This window comes from Candidatus Pelagibacter sp. HIMB1782, assembly GCF_052047475.1.
Taxonomy (GTDB): Bacteria; Pseudomonadota; Alphaproteobacteria; order Pelagibacterales; family Pelagibacteraceae; genus Pelagibacter.
Map to the genome: position 1 here is coordinate 61,069 of NZ_JBNAKE010000002.1, position 15,598 is coordinate 76,666.

A 15,598-nucleotide genomic window follows, 5' to 3' on the forward strand; every position below is an offset into this window, starting at 1 on the left:
TTTGTGAAAGGATATAGATTTATTACAGATGACGATACATCAAAGTTTTGTCACCGTGTTACTGAAGCTTTGTCGAATGGTTGGATTTTATATGGGGAGCCAAAAATGACATTTGATAAAAAGAGAGGTGTTATGCGTTGCGGACAGGCAGTAATAAAAAATTCACCTAAAAAAAAATACTCAAAAAAAATTAGTTTATCATCAATTTAAAGTAGGGGGCGTTCTGTTGCCAGGTGCCCCGGACCCCGTGCTTAATTAACTAAGTTAATTATGCAGCAAGTGCGTAACTTTCGTTAGCAATTATAAATTAGCCCGTTACGGTGGAACAATCCCGAACGAAAGAATAGCCTTTAGACACCCGTCGATTCTATTTCACCCCCGTAAGTTGTAATGGTGGAGGTGGTGGGTACTGCCCCCACGTCCGCAATGGTTATTACGAAATTCGTTTATCGTCGTAGTTGGAAATCCAACATTAATAATATAAAAGTAATTACAACAGATTCAATAACAATCATGAAATTAACAAAAGAACAATCAGAAGAAATAAAAAACCAGCAATCACAAAGCAATCAAACTAAAAGAGTTACCGCTCCAGAGCTTGAAAAAATACTCTATGAAGCGCTGCCAGCATTAGATCATGGATTTGTAAGAGTAGTTGATTATATGGGTGATGACACGTCTATAGTTCAGTCAGCAAGAGTATCTTATGGAAAAGGGACAAAGCAAGTTTCGACAGATAAAGGTTTAATAAAATACTTAATGAGACATTGGCACAGTACGCCATTTGAAATGTGTGAAATTAAATATCATATTAAACTTCCAATATTTATTGCAAGGCAGTGGATTAGACATAGAACTGCTAATGTAAATGAATACTCAGCAAGATATTCAATTTTAGATAAAGAATTTTATTTACCAACTAAAGAAAATTTAGCAGCGCAATCGACTAGTAACCGACAAGGAAGAGGAGATGTTCTTGAAGGGAAGCAAGCAGAAGAAGTTTTAGAACTTTTGAAAAGTGATGCAGAGCGAACTTATGACAATTATGAGACAATGCTAAATGAAAGATATGATGGTTCAACAATTGACGAGAATAAAAAAGGATTAGCAAGAGAGCTTGCAAGAATGAATCTAACATTAAATACTTATACCCAGTGGTATTGGAAAACTGATTTATTAAATTTAATGAACTTTTTACGGTTAAGAGCTGATAGTCACGCTCAGTATGAAATAAGAGTTTATGCAGATATAATGTTAGATACAGTTAAAAAATGGGTACCAATATCTTATGATGCATTTATGGATTACAGAGTAGGTGGAACAGAAGTTTCTGCTAAGGGAAAAGTTATAATTCAAAAACTTATTAAAGGTGAAAATGTAGATGTTGAAAGCTCAGGTCTATCTAAAAGAGAATGGAATGAATTAATGGCTGCTTTTGATCTTAAAGATAAGTTGATTTAATCTTCTCAGCAAAATCTAGATATATTTTTGAAATTTCATGGTCTGGGTTTGACTCGACTATTGGTTTTCCTTGATCACCAGAATTTCCAACATCAGGATTTATTGGTATTTCACCTAAAAAATCTTTTTGAAATTCTTCTGCTGTTTTTTTTACTCCACCTTCTCCAAAAATTTTATACTTCTTTCCATCATCTCCAACAAAAAAACTCATGTTATCAACTAAACCTAAAATTTTAACTCCAAGTTTATCAAACATTTTAATTCCTCTTTTTACATCCAAAAGAGCAACTTCTTGTGGAGTTGATACTATGATTGCACCATCCATTTTAATTTCTTGTGAAAAAGTTAACTGAGTGTCACCAGTTCCTGGAGGCATATCAACAATTATAAAATCTAAATCTTTCCAATTAACTTTCTGAGTAAAAGTTTTAATTGCACTCGTCACCATTGGACCACGCCAAATCATTGGAGTTTGCTGATCTGCTAAAAATCCAATTGACATACATTGAATGTCATATTTTGTTATGGGGTCTAATTTTTGACCGTCACTTTTTGGTTTTTCATTAATATCAAACATTTTTGGTATTGAAGGGCCATAAATATCAGCATCTAACAATCCAACTTTGCATCCAACTTTTTTTAAAGCCAAGGCAAGATTCGTTGCAAATGTAGATTTACCTACACCACCTTTTGCACTCGAGATTGCAATAGTAAACTTAGTTCCTAGAATTGGATTTTTAGTAAAAACTCTAGGCTCCACCTTCTTTTTCATTGCGTCACTTAGTTCTGTCTTTTTATCTGACATAAAACTATCCTTACTTGTTTTTTGCGATAAAGACACTATATACTTTGACATATGTCAGATGATTTCAGAGGCAGAAGCGGAAGCCCATGGGGAACACCTCCAGGAGGTGGTAACGGAGGCAATGGTTCAGGAAGAGGACCAACACCACCAAACGTAGATGAAATCATAAGAGAGTTTCAAGATAAAATAAGAAAGTTTTTACCTGGTGGAAAATCTTCGGGTGGAAAATCTATTGGACTAATTTTATTGGTCTTAGCCTTTGTATGGCTTGCAAGTGGGCTTTATAGAGTATTACCTGACGAACAAGGAGTTGTTCTTAGATTTGGAAAATTTGTTAAAACCACTCAACCTGGATTGAACTATCATATTCCTTTTCCAGTTGAGACTGTTCAAACTCCAAAAGTAACTAAAGTAAATAGAATCGATATTGGATTTAGGTCTGAAAGAGATAGTGGTTTTTCTACAGGTGGAGGAGTTGCAGATGTTCCTCAAGAAAGTTTAATGCTTACTGGTGATGAAAACATTGTAAATATCGATTTTTCAGTATTTTGGGTTATCAAGGATGCTGGAAATTTTTTATTTAAAATTCAGGATCCTGTAGGAACTGTTAAAGCAGCCGCAGAAACAGCAATGAGAGAAGTAATTGCTAAAAGTGATATTCAACCAATATTAACAGAAGGTAGATCAAGCATTGAGATTGAAACTCAAGAAATTATTCAAAGCATTTTAGATGATTATGAAAGTGGAGTACAAATTACCCAGGTACAAACGCAAAAAGCTGATCCACCTGATCAAGTAATTGATGCATTTAGAGATGTTCAGGCTGCAAGAGCAGATATGGAAAGATCTAAAAACGAAGCTGAAGCTTATGCAAACGATGTGATCCCAAGAGCAAGAGGGGAAGCACAGAAAATTTTACAAGCTGCAGAAGCTTATAAAAAAGAAGTTGTTGCTAAAGCTGAAGGTGAAGCTAGTAGATTTTTAGCAATTTACAATGAGTATGCTAAAGCAAAACAAGTGACTCAAGAAAGAATGTTTTTAGAGACAATGGAGACTGTTCTAGCAGATATAAATAAAATTATTATAGATAAAGAGTCTGGTTCAGGTGTTGTGCCATATCTACCATTACCAGAGCTTAAAAAGAAAGAGACAAATTAAATGAAAGCTGGAAAAATAGTAGCTGGAATATTAGTTTTAATTGGCGTTGTAGCGTTCCTATCAGTAATTATAGTCAAAGAAGTTAATCAAGCGATAATTCTTCAATTTGGTGACCCAAAAAGAATTATAATGAAACCAGGCTTAAACTTTAAGATTCCATTTATTCAAAACGTTGTTTATTTAGATAAAAGGATTTTAAATTTAGATACCCCGCCAGAGGAAGTAATTGCATCAGACCAAAAAAGATTAATTGTTGATGCTTTTGCGAGATTTCAAATAGTTGATCCTTTAAAATTTTATATTTCTGTTGGAGACGAAAGGGTTGCAAGGTCAAGATTATCTACGATTATAAACTCAAGAATTAGAAATGTTTTGGGTCAAGAAGAATTACAAACTTTGCTATCACAAGATAGATCAAAACAAATGTCTTTAATTAAAGATGGAGTTAATAACGAAGCGCAAAATTTTGGAATAAATATTGTAGATGTAAGAATAAAAAGAGCTGATCTTCCTACAGCGAACAGTGATGCAATTTATAGAAGAATGCAGACTGAGAGGGAAAGAGAAGCAAAGGAATTTAGAGCAAAAGGTGCTGAGATGGCAGTAACAATTACTTCGACTGCTGACAAAGAAGTAACCGTAATATTAGCAGATGCTCAAAAACAATCAGAAATTATGAAGGGAGAAGGTGATGGAGAAAGAAACAAAATTTTCGCTGAAGCCTTTGGAAAAGATCCTGAATTTTTTGCTTTTTATAGATCTATGCAAGCTTATGGTAAGGCATTTAATGCAGGAGAAACATCAATGATCTTGTCTCCTGATAGTGAATTTTTCAAATTTTTTGGAAATATAAATCCTGATATTAAACAGTAGTTTTTAGATGAATGAGCTAGTCATAGCTTTTGGTCTTTTTTTATTTATAGAGGGAATTTTATATGCCTTATTTCCAGCAAAAATGAAAAGTATGCTTAAAAAACTTGAACTTGTTAAAGATAGTCAATTAAGATCAGGTGGACTTATTTTTGCAGTTATAGGTTTTGTGATTATTTATTTTATTAAAAGTTAATATGAAAAAATTAAAATTTATCGTTTTAACAATTATATTTTCTCTAAGTTTTTCATTACAATCAAACTCTAAACCCGTTCCAGCATCATTTGCAGATCTTGCAGAAAAATTGATGCCATCTGTAGTAAATATTTCTACATCAACTACTGTAGTTACAAACAATAACTCTTTTCCATTTCAATTTCCTCCAGGTTCTCCATTTGAAGATATGTTTAAAGAATTTGGAACCCCTCAAGAGAGAAAATCAGCAGCTTTGGGGTCTGGATTTATTATAGATGAGAAGGGAGTAGTGGTTACCAATAATCACGTAATTCAGGATGCTGATGATATTATTGTTAGAGTTAACGGAGACCAAGAATATAAAGCAAAAGTGCTTGGCGCTGATCCTTTGATGGATATAGCAGTGTTACAATTAGATACAGAAGATAAATTTAAACCAGTTGGCTTTGGAGACTCAGATAAAGCAAGAATTGGTGATTGGGTTTTAGCAATTGGAAATCCATTTGGTCTTGGTGGGACAGTAACTGCTGGAATTATTTCAGCAAGGAACAGATCTATTGGGTTATCAAGATATGAAGATTTTATTCAAACAGATGCATCAATAAATTCAGGAAATTCAGGTGGACCTTTATTTGACATGGAAGGAAATGTAATTGGAATTAATACAGCCATCTTAGGAAGAAATGGTTCTATTGGTATAGGATTTTCAATTCCATCCAATAGTGCTCAACAAGTAATTAAACAATTAATTGAGTTTGGTGAAACAAAAAGAGGTTGGCTAGGTGTAAGAATTCAAGATGTAACAAAAGAAATTGCTGAGGTTGAAGAACTAGATAAACCAAGAGGTGCTTTAGTTGCAAGTGTTGCTGAAAATAGTCCTTCTGAAAAAGCAGGAATTCAGGCTGGAGATATTATTTTAGAGTTTAATGGAGTTGAGATTAAGCAAATGAAAGAATTGCCAGCAATTGTTGCAAGAACAGAAGTTGGAAAAAATGTAGATGTAAAAATTTGGAGAAATAAAAAAGAAATAACTAAAAAGGTTTTGTTGGGAAGATTAGAAACCTCTGATGACTTCAAAGTAAGTGAAAATCCAAAACAAGATGAAAATAATTTAGATGAAATTGTAGAGAGTTTAAGAATATCAGTAAGACCTTTAACTAAAGAGGATATAAAAAACCGTAAATTACCAAACCAAACTACAGGATTAGTAATTACCAATATGGCTAATAACAGTCCTTTAGTAAACTCAATCGAGATCAATAGCATTATTATTGAAGCTCAGAAGAAAAAAATTAAATCAGCAGATGATTTAAGAGATATCACTCAGAAAGCAATAAACTCAAATCAAAAAACTATTTTAATTGCAATTTACAACAATCAAAATCAACGAAGATATATTGGCGTTAAATTAGATTAGTAATGGATTTGAAATCCAAGATAATTTTAATTTCAGGACCTACAGCATCTGGAAAATCAAGTTTTGCAATTAAACTTGCAAAAAAAATTAATGGAGAAATTATTAATGCAGATAGTATGCAAGTTTATAAGCAACTTAAAATTTTGTCAGCAAGACCTAGCCCAAAAAATTATCAGTCAATAAAACATCATTTATATGGTTTCCAAGATGCAAAGAAAAATTTTTCAACCGGTGATTGGCTTAAAATTGCAAATAAAAAAATAATTGAAGTTAAAAATAGAAAAAAAGCTCCAATTCTTGTAGGAGGAACTGGGCTTTACTTCAAAGCATTAACTGATGGTTTAGTTCAAATTCCGAACATTCCAGTAAGGTTTAGAAATAAAATTAGAAATCTAAATAAAAAAATTGGCCAAAATAAATTTTACAAGCAATTATTAAAACTGGATCCTCTTTCAAAAAATAAAATTAATTCAACGGATACCCAAAGATCAATAAGAGCTTTTGAAGTTAAAAAGTTTACAAAGAAATCTCTTCATGAATGGTTTAAAAATACTAAATCAAACTATTTAGAAGAAGATTTTTTAAAAATTTATATTGATTATCCACGTGATGAGTTGGTTGAAAGAATTCATCAAAGAACCGGAAAAATGATTAAAATGGGTGCCGTGAATGAGGTTAAAAGATTTTTAAAACTAAAAATTAATGAGCAAATGACTGCATCTAAAGCAATTGGAATAAATGAAATTCATGAATATTTAGCAAAAGAAAAAAAAATTGATGAAATCAAAGAAAAAATATCAATAAAAACTAGACAATATGCTAAAAGACAAAGCACATGGGCTCGAGGAAACATGAGTAATTGGGTTAAGCTTAAGCCATCTGAGATTAATAATTTTTTAAAAAAAATTTAATTTTTCCATACTTAACCTTGACCAATCAGCACAACTTCAGCTAGATTGCGAAATGCCAAAATTATTAACCGGAGCTGAAATCGTATTTAAGTGTCTTGAAGACCAAAAGGTAAATCATATCTTTGGTTATCCTGGTGGTGCTGTACTGCCAATATATGATGAGTTAAAAAACCATCCGTCTATTAAACATATTCTTGTAAGACACGAGCAAGGTGCAGGTCATGCAGCCGAAGGTTATGCAAGATCATCTGGAAAACCTGGTGTTGTTTTAGTTACTTCAGGCCCTGGTGCCACTAACGTCGTTACAGCTTTAACTGATGCATACATGGACTCAGTTCCAATGGTTTGTATTTCGGGTCAAGTTCCAACACACCTTATTGGTACAGATGCATTTCAAGAATGTGACACAACAGGAATTACACGACCATGTACAAAGCATAACTGGTTAGTAAAAGATATCAACGATCTTTCAGATGTTATGCATGAAGCATTTAAAGTTGCAACAACTGGAAGACCAGGTCCTGTATTAATTGATATTCCAAAAGATATTCAATTTGCAAAAGCAAAATATAAAAAACCAAAAAAAGAAAAAAGTTTAAATGGCAAATCTCACAATAAGTTTTCAACTGATGAAATTGACCAATTAATTAATTTAATTAGTAAAGCAAAGAAGCCAATAATTTATAGTGGCGGAGGCGTAATTAATTCAGGACCAAAAGCAAGTGAAGCTCTTAGAAAATTTGTTGAGCTAACAGGATTTCCAATTACTTCAACTTTGCAAGGTCTAGGTGCTTATCCTGGAGACGATAATCAGTTTTTAGGAATGCTAGGAATGCACGGAACTTATGAAGCAAACAATGCAATGCATGACTGTGATTTATTAATAAACATTGGCGCAAGATTTGATGACCGTATTACTGGAAAAATTGATGAGTTCTCTCCTAATTCAAAAAAAGTTCATATTGATATTGATCCATCATCAATTAATAAAATTATTAAAGTAGATCTTGCAATCGTTGGTGATGTAACGAAAGTAATTGATAAAGTAAACAAATCAATTGTTAAAAAGAATAATGGTAATGGTAAATCAAATAAACCAAATATTGCAAAATGGTGGGAACAAATTCAAAAATGGAGAAGTAAAGACTCTTTAAATTTCATTAACAGTGAAGATAGCATAAAACCTCAGCATGCTGTTCAAAGACTTTATGAGTTAACAAAAAATAAAGATACTTATGTAACAACAGAAGTAGGTCAGCATCAAATGTGGGCTGCTCAACATTATAAATTTAACAAACCCAATAGATGGATGACTTCAGGTGGATTAGGAACTATGGGTTATGGATTACCAGCAGCTGTTGGAGTTCAAGTAGCTCATCCAGAAAAATTAGTTATTGATATTGCAGGAGAAGCATCAGTTTTAATGACAATGCAAGAGATGTCTACGGCTGTTCAATACAATTTGCCAATAAAAATATTTATTTTGAACAACCAGTACATGGGAATGGTAAGACAGTGGCAAGAGCTGCTTCATGAAAAGAATTATTCTGAAAGTTATTCAGAAGCATTACCAGATTTTATGAAAATGGCTGATGCTTATGGCTGTAAAGGAATTAAGGCTGATAATCCATTAGAGCTAGATGAAAAAATTCAAGAAATGGTTGACCATAATGGTCCTGTTATTTTTGATTGTCATGTGGATCCAAATGAAAACTGTTTCCCAATGATACCTTCAGGTAAACCTCATAATCAAATGATACTTGGACCAAATGATCAAGAAGAGAATAAAATTAAAGGAAAAGGCAAAGCCTTAGTTTAATCAAAATGCCAAAATCAAAGTCAGCTTATAGCTCTCCATCTATTAAACAAAAATCAGATACCTATATTTTTGTAGTTTGGGTTGATAATGAAGCGGGTGTTCTTGCAAGAGTTGTTGGCCTGTTTTCTGGCAGAGGTTATAATATTGAGTCTTTGGCGGTAGCAGAAATTGATGCTATCAAAAATATATCTAGAATAACAATTGTAACAACTGGAACACCACAGGTAATTGAACAGATTAGACTGCAATTAACCAAATTAGTTCCTGTGCACAAAGTTGCTGAATTTAAAAGAGACGATAAAGACGTGATTTTTAAAGAGATGGCTCTATTTAAAATTGTAGGTAAAAAAAATAAAATTGAAAAATGTTTAAATGCTTGTAAAAAATTTAACCCAGTAGTATTGGATGAAACAAAATCATCTGCAGTTATTCAAATAACAGCACTTAGAAGAGAGATTGATAAAATGAACAAAAAATTAAAACCCTTGGGACTTATAAGCACTTCAAGAACAGGGGCTGTTGCAATGACAAGAGGTGCAAAAATTTTTAACTAATTAATAGGAGATAAATTATGAAAATGTTTTATGAAAAAGATGCAGATGTAGATTTAATTAAAAATAAAAAAATTGCTATTTTTGGTTATGGAAGCCAAGGCCACGCTCATGCACTTAACCTAAAGGATAGCGGAGTTAAAGAGATTGTTGTTGCATTAAGAGAAGGATCATCAAGTGTTGCTAAAGCTGAATCAAAAGGTTTGAAAGTGATGAATTTATCCGATGCAGCTGCTTGGGCAGACGTTGTTATGATATTAACTCCAGACGAATTACAAGCTGAAATTTATAAAAACCATATTGAACAAAGAGTAAGAGAAGGAACAAGTATTGCTTTTGCCCATGGTTTAAATGTTCACTATGATTTAATTAAAGCAAGAAAAGATTTAGATGTATTTATGGTTGCTCCAAAAGGACCTGGTCATTTAGTAAGAAGTGAATATGAAAAAGGTGGTGGAGTTCCATGTTTGTTTGCAGTTCATCAGGATGGATCTGGTAAAGCAAGAGATTTAGCTCTTTCCTACGCTTCAGCAGTAGGTGGAGGAAGATCAGGTATTATTGAAACTACTTTCAAAGACGAGGTTGAAACAGATTTATTTGGTGAACAAACCGTTTTATGTGGTGGTTTAGTTGAACTAATTAAAAATGGATATGAAACTTTAGTTGAAGCTGGTTATGAACCTGAGATGGCATATTTCGAAACAGTTCATGAAGTTAAATTAATCGTTGATTTGATCTATGAAGGTGGAATTGCAAATATGAATTATTCAATTTCAAATACTGCTGAATATGGTGAGTATCAATCTGGTCCAAGAATTATCAATAAGGAAGAAACAAAGAAAAGAATGAAAGAAGTTTTGGCAGATATTCAATCAGGTAAATTTACCAAAGAGTGGATGGATGAGTGCAAAACTGGTCAAAAAAACTTTTTAGCAACTAGAGCGAAATTGGCTGAACATTCTGTAGAAAAAGTTGGGGCAGAGCTAAGAGCCATGATGCCTTGGATAAGTAAGAAAAAATTAGTTGATAGCGATAAAAGTTAATTATTAATAGAATTTTATATCTGTAATAATCTTTTTTTTTCACTTATAATTTTTTTATAAATTTAAAAAAGAGGTTAATTATGAAGGCTAAAAATTTAGTAAGAATATTACTATCATTAGTTCTAGTATTTGGATTTTCTTCAGCATGGGCAAAAACTATCAAATGGTCAATGCAAGGAGACAGTCTTACACTAGATCCACACGCACAAAACGAAGGTCCAACTACTCAAGTATCTAGACAAGTTTATGAAGCTCTTGTTCAAAGAGCAGTAGATATGAAAATTGAACCAGCGTTAGCAAGAAAATGGACAGCTACAGATCCTAATACTTGGATCTTTAATTTAAGAGAAGATGTAAAATTTTCTGATGGTTCTAAAATGACATCAGCTGATGTTGTATTTAGTATATTAAGAGCTAAACAAAGAACATCTGATTTCAAAGAATATATAAGCACAATATCTGATGTTAAAGCGGTTGGGGAATATGCTGTTAAAATTACAACAAGCAAACCTAATCCTATACTTTTAAATCAACTGTCAAACATTTTTATAATGTCTAGAGCTTGGTCAGAGGCTAACTTTGCAATGTCTCCTCAGAATTGGGATGCAGGACAAGAAACTTTTTCAGCGACTAATGCTTTGGGAACGGGTCCATTTAAAATTACTTTGAGAGAACCGAACACAAAAACAGTGTTTAAAAGAAATAAGCATTGGTGGGGTGATATGGAAGATGATGGCATAAAGCAAATTGAGTTACTTCCAATTAAAAATGCTGCAACTAGAGTAGCTGCCTTACTGTCTGGCGAGATTGATTTAGTGACTGATGCACCTGTTCAAGATTTAAAAAGAATTGGTTCTTCTTCAGGACATCAAGTTGTAAGTACACCGCAGATGAGAACAATCTTTTTAGGAATGGATCAAGCAGCAGATAAATTAAGAACCGGAAACACTGGTGATAATCCTTTCAAGAAAAAAGAAGTTAGACAAGCACTTTATCAAGCAATTGACATTGAGGCTATCAAGAAAAAAGTAATGAGAGGTCTAAGTGAGCCAGCTGGAATAATTACATTCCCAGGTGTAAATGGTTACACAGCAGAACTTGATAAAAGATTACCTTATGATGTTGATGCTGCAAAAAAACTTTTAGCTAGCGCAGGTTATCCTAATGGGTTTGATGTTGAACTAAGATGTCCTAACGATAGATATGTAAATGATGAAGCAATTTGTACAGCTGTTGTTGGTATGTTGGGTAAAATCGGAGTTAACGTTAACTTGTTTGCTCAAACAAAAAGTAAACACTTCAAAGAGCTAAAAGATGACCAAGGTGATTTTTATATGCTTGGATGGGGTGTACCAACTTTAGACAGCCATTACGTATTTCATTATTTATATGAAACAGGTGCTAGTTGGAACAAAGTTAACTTCAGTAATCCTGATGTAGATGCTGCAATTAGAGTTATGGAAGGTGAAGTTGATTTAGATAAAAGAAACGCTGCAATTGCAAATGCTTGGAAAATTGTAAAAGATGATATTGCTTATCTTCCTTTACACCACCAAGTAATTTCTTGGGCATCTAAAAGTAACGTGAACGTTCCTATCAGACCTAATAACGAACCGTTATTCAGAGCTGCTAGCGTAAATTAAATTAAAATTATTATAAGCCCCTTAAGTTTATAAGGGGCTTATAAATCTAAAATCCTCATAAATTGATAAAGTATTTTTTTAAAAGATTGTTTCAATCAGCTTTGGTGATGCTAGTTGTTGCCTTTGTCTCTTTTTCCTTATTCAATTTTGTTGGAGACCCAATAAACAACATGGTTGGAGAAGAAACTTCAGATGAAGAAAGAGCTGAATTAAGAGAAACATTGGGTTTAATGGACCCAATTCATGTTCAATTTTCAAGATTTGTAATCAATGCGTCTAAAGGAGAGTTTGGTATTTCTTATCAATTAAGAAGACCAGTGTCTGAACTGATTGTTGAGAGATTACCAGCTACTATTGAACTTGTTGTAATTTCTGCTTTGATAGCATTAGTGACAGGAACTCTTTTAGGAGTTTATACAGGTATAAATAGAAAGGGTTTTTTAAGTGACTTTGTTTTAGCAATTTCATTGCTTGGAGTGTCACTCCCCACATTTGTAATTGGGATATTATTTATTTACTTATTTGCTGTAATTCTAGGAGTGCTTCCCTCGTTTGGTAGAGGAGAAGTTGTTGATATAGGATTTTGGACAACAGGTTTTTTAACAGTTTCAGGTCTTAAAGCGATAATTCTTCCATCAGTTACATTAAGTCTTTTTCAAATGACATACATCATCAGGCTAGTAAGAGCTGAGATGATGGAAATTTTACAAACTGATTATATAAAATTTGCTCGAGCACGTGGAATTAGTGAAGACAGTATTAAATACAAACATGCTTTAAAAAATGGTTTGATACCTGTAATAACAATTGCTGGAATTAATATTGGAACTTTAATTGCGTTTTCAATTATAACTGAAACTGTTTTTCAATGGCCTGGAATGGGTTTCTTGTTTATTCAAGCTGTTCAGTTTGTAGATATACCAATTATGTCGGCTTATTTAGTTTTCATTGCATTTGTTTTTGTGATGATAAATTTTATAGTTGATATTCTGTATTATTTTATTGATCCAAGGATTAGAGTTAAAGGAGATGCAGCAAGTGGATAATAATTTAAATTTAACAAGATGGGAAAGAATCAAGGATAGTGATATCTATCATAGCTTCATAAAATCTCCGACAGCAATTATATCTTCAGCAATTTTATTTGTTATTTTTTTCTGTTCTTTTTTTATTGAATTTTTAACACCTTACACTCCTTTTGATCCATCATCTTTATCTTTGATGGATGCATTTACGCCACCATCTTGGACAGAAGATGGTTTAGCACAATTTATTCTAGGAACAGATGGTCAAGGAAGAGATATGTTATCAACTATTTTATACGGATGTAGAATATCTCTTATTGTTGGTTTTGCTGCAATTATATTTAGTTTAGTTCTTGGTGTTGGTTTAGGATTAACAGCTGGATATTTTGGTGGCAAATATGAAATGGTAGTAATGAGGCTTACAGATGTTCAGTTGACTGTACCAAGTATATTGATGGCACTCTTGGTTGATGGAATAGCAAGAGGATTAATTTCAAGAGAAATGCATGATGAAATGGCAATATATGTTTTGATATTTGCTATTGGAATTTCCGAATGGCCACAGTTTGCAAGAGTTTCTAGGGCAGCAACTTTGGTAGAAAAAAATAAAGACTATGTTTCTGCCTCAACAATAATTGGTGTTTCAAATATAGTAATTATGTTTAAACATATTTTACCAAACATTATGAGACCTGTTTTGGTCATCGGTACAATTGGTCTAGCTCTTGCTATCTTGGCAGAGTCGACTTTAAGTTTTTTGGGAGTTGGAGTTCCTCCAACAACTCCTTCTTTAGGTACATTAATAAGATTAGGTAATGATTTTTTATTTTCAGGAGAATGGTGGATTACATTTTTCCCAGCAATTTTTTTGGTGATTTTAGCTTTTTCAATTAATTTATTAGGAGATTGGATGAGAGACACTTTAAATCCAAAATTGAAAAAATGAGTTTTTTAAAAATAAATAATTTAAGTGTTGATTATAAAATGCGTAAAGAGACTGTTTACGCAGCTAAAAACGTTAATATTGAGGTAAATAAAGGTGAAATTTTAGGATTGGTTGGAGAGTCTGGTTCTGGAAAAAGCACTGTTGGAAATGCTATAATTAATTTAATTGATGAGCCAGGAAAGGTTTCAAGTGGCTCAGTAATTTTGGGAGACTTAAATATTCATGAAAACTCTGAGAGTATAATTAAATATCGAGGTAATAAAATTGGATTAATATTTCAAGACCCGCAAACATCTTTAAATCCCATATTAACAGTTGGTGAACAATTAATTGAAACTATACAAACTCATCTAAATTTAAACAAAGAGGAATCAAAAAGCAAATCCATTAATTTATTAAAAGAAGTTGGAATTAAGGATGCTGAAAAAAGATTTAATGACTATCCTCATCAGTTTTCAGGAGGAATGAGACAAAGAGTGGTTATTTCTTTAGCTTTATGCTGTGAACCAGAATTGTTAATAGCCGATGAACCTACTACTGCTTTAGACGTTTCTATTCAATCACAGATTTTAGATTTAATTAAAAAACTTACAAAAGAAAGAAACTTAGCTGTGATTTTAATCACTCATGATATGGGTGTTATTGCTGAAACTGCCAATCGTGTAGCTGTGATGAAAAGTGGAAATTTAGTTGAAATTGGTGAAACAAAAAAAATATTAACAACTCCTCAACAAAGTTATACTAAAAGTCTTGTAAGCTCTGTTCCACCAACTAACAAGAAAATTTCAAGATTTGTAATAGTAGAAAAAGAAAATAAAAATAAAGAAAATAATATCAAAATTTTGAATAGATGGACTAAAAAAGAAATTACCAACCAAGATTTAGTTCAAGTTAAAAATCTTAATAAAAGTTTTGATGACAATTTTTTTACAGAAAATTCTAAAAATTCTGTGTTAGCTGTAAATAATGTTTCGTTTGAAATAAAAGAAGGTGAGTCATTTGGATTGGTAGGTGAGAGTGGTAGTGGAAAATCAACTATTGCAAAAATGATTGTAAATTTATTTAAACCTTCATCAGGAGATATATTTTTTGATAACACTTGTATTACAAAGATAAAAAATAGGTCTGAACTAATGAAATTTAGAAAACAAATACAAATGATTTTTCAAGATCCCTATTCATCACTAAATGGTAGGTTGAAAGTAAAAGATATTATTGCAGAGCCTATTACGCTTCACAATCCTTCAATATCTAATTCTGAACTAAATAATTATGTCTACGATTTATTAGACTCTGTTGAAATGACTCAAAAATCAGCAGATAGATATCCACATGAATTTTCTGGTGGCCAAAGACAAAGAATTTCGATTGCAAGAGCTTTAGCAACTCAGCCAAGGCTCTTAGTTTGTGATGAACCCACATCTGCACTAGACGTTAGTATTCAAGCACAAATATTAAATTTGTTAAAAGATCTTCAAGAGCAATTAAATTTAACAATTTTATTTATTAGTCATGATTTACCGGTTGTAAGACAAATGTGTGATAGAATTGGAGTTCTAAAAGATGGTAAGTTATGTGAGGTTTCAAATACTGAGGATTTATTTTTAAAACCTACCCATGAATACACAAAGGAACTTTTACACTTGATGCCTAAAATTGAGTCTATTTATAATTAATTTTTTGTATCACCTAAAATGGACTAAAAAATTTAGCTATTTATACTAATTATTTTGCAATCTCTCTTATAGATTGT

15 protein-coding genes and 1 other RNA gene are annotated in these 15,598 nt (G+C 32.3%); 14 read left to right on the forward strand and 2 right to left on the reverse strand.

From position 1 onward, the window contains the following. Positions 1-3 precede the first annotated feature (3 nt). The gene (locus tag ACTTAO_RS04835; protein WP_440691169.1) at positions 4-210 is read left to right on the forward strand and encodes a DUF1737 domain-containing protein; all 207 of its coding nucleotides are present in this window, start codon (positions 4-6) and stop codon (positions 208-210) included. Here ACTTAO_RS04835 and ssrA read toward each other — a convergent pair. Beyond that, positions 211-509: a transfer-messenger RNA gene (ssrA, locus tag ACTTAO_RS04840) on the reverse strand. A gap of 4 nt (positions 510-513) precedes the next feature. Here ssrA and thyX point away from each other — a divergent pair. Beyond that, positions 514-1,461: an FAD-dependent thymidylate synthase gene (gene thyX, locus ACTTAO_RS04845; protein ID WP_440691170.1), complete on the forward strand. Its 948-nt coding sequence runs from the start codon at positions 514-516 to the stop codon at positions 1,459-1,461. Here the strand turns inward: thyX and ACTTAO_RS04850 are convergent. After that, entirely contained in the window at positions 1,442-2,266 is an 825-nt protein-coding gene (locus ACTTAO_RS04850; protein WP_440691171.1) for an Mrp/NBP35 family ATP-binding protein, read from the reverse strand. The two genes, thyX and ACTTAO_RS04850, sit on opposite strands and share 20 nt — an antisense overlap. 51 nt (positions 2,267-2,317) lie before the next feature. On the opposite strand from ACTTAO_RS04850, the gene hflK reads away from it, so the two are divergent. From hflK to ACTTAO_RS04910, 12 genes are all read left to right on the forward strand, one after another. After that, positions 2,318-3,424, forward strand: a complete 1,107-nt coding sequence (gene hflK / locus ACTTAO_RS04855) for an FtsH protease activity modulator HflK (RefSeq protein ID WP_440691172.1) — start codon at positions 2,318-2,320, stop codon at positions 3,422-3,424. Next, on the forward strand, positions 3,425-4,297 hold the full coding sequence (gene hflC, locus ACTTAO_RS04860) for a protease modulator HflC (protein ID WP_440614019.1): 873 nt from the start codon (positions 3,425-3,427) through the stop codon (positions 4,295-4,297). A 7-nt stretch (positions 4,298-4,304) separates the two neighbouring features. Next, on the forward strand, positions 4,305-4,490 hold the full coding sequence (locus ACTTAO_RS04865) for a DUF2065 domain-containing protein (protein ID WP_075506268.1): 186 nt from the start codon (positions 4,305-4,307) through the stop codon (positions 4,488-4,490). A gap of 1 nt (position 4,491) precedes the next feature. Then, complete coding sequence (locus ACTTAO_RS04870; protein WP_440691173.1) at positions 4,492-5,907, forward strand: Do family serine endopeptidase; 1,416 nt, start codon at positions 4,492-4,494, stop codon at positions 5,905-5,907. Positions 5,908-5,909: 2 nt separating this feature from the next. Further along, the gene (gene miaA, locus ACTTAO_RS04875) at positions 5,910-6,818 is read left to right on the forward strand and encodes a tRNA (adenosine(37)-N6)-dimethylallyltransferase MiaA (protein WP_440691174.1); all 909 of its coding nucleotides are present in this window, start codon (positions 5,910-5,912) and stop codon (positions 6,816-6,818) included. A 52-nt stretch (positions 6,819-6,870) separates the two neighbouring features. After that, positions 6,871-8,637 carry an acetolactate synthase 3 large subunit gene (locus tag ACTTAO_RS04880; RefSeq protein WP_440691175.1) on the forward strand — a complete coding sequence of 589 codons (1,767 nt, stop codon included), beginning with the start codon at positions 6,871-6,873 and terminating at the stop codon, positions 8,635-8,637. Positions 8,638-8,642: 5 nt separating this feature from the next. Further along, positions 8,643-9,191 (forward strand): acetolactate synthase small subunit, encoded by a 549-nt coding sequence (gene ilvN, locus ACTTAO_RS04885; RefSeq protein WP_440614023.1) that lies wholly within the window; start codon positions 8,643-8,645, stop codon positions 9,189-9,191. Positions 9,192-9,208: 17 nt separating this feature from the next. Beyond that, complete coding sequence (ilvC, locus tag ACTTAO_RS04890) at positions 9,209-10,231, forward strand: ketol-acid reductoisomerase (protein ID WP_075506263.1); 1,023 nt, start codon at positions 9,209-9,211, stop codon at positions 10,229-10,231. A gap of 80 nt (positions 10,232-10,311) precedes the next feature. Further along, complete coding sequence (locus ACTTAO_RS04895; protein WP_262590316.1) at positions 10,312-11,874, forward strand: ABC transporter substrate-binding protein; 1,563 nt, start codon at positions 10,312-10,314, stop codon at positions 11,872-11,874. Between the two features lie 62 nt (positions 11,875-11,936). Next, positions 11,937-12,920 (forward strand): ABC transporter permease, encoded by a 984-nt coding sequence (locus ACTTAO_RS04900; RefSeq protein WP_440652176.1) that lies wholly within the window; start codon positions 11,937-11,939, stop codon positions 12,918-12,920. Beyond that, positions 12,913-13,845: an ABC transporter permease gene (locus ACTTAO_RS04905; RefSeq protein WP_440634267.1), complete on the forward strand. Its 933-nt coding sequence runs from the start codon at positions 12,913-12,915 to the stop codon at positions 13,843-13,845. Before ACTTAO_RS04900 ends, ACTTAO_RS04905 begins: the two co-directional genes overlap by 8 nt. Further along, positions 13,842-15,521 (forward strand): dipeptide ABC transporter ATP-binding protein, encoded by a 1,680-nt coding sequence (locus tag ACTTAO_RS04910; protein ID WP_440691176.1) that lies wholly within the window; start codon positions 13,842-13,844, stop codon positions 15,519-15,521. The genes ACTTAO_RS04905 and ACTTAO_RS04910 overlap by 4 nt, the downstream gene beginning before the upstream one ends. The last annotated feature ends 77 nt before the right edge of the window (positions 15,522-15,598 follow it).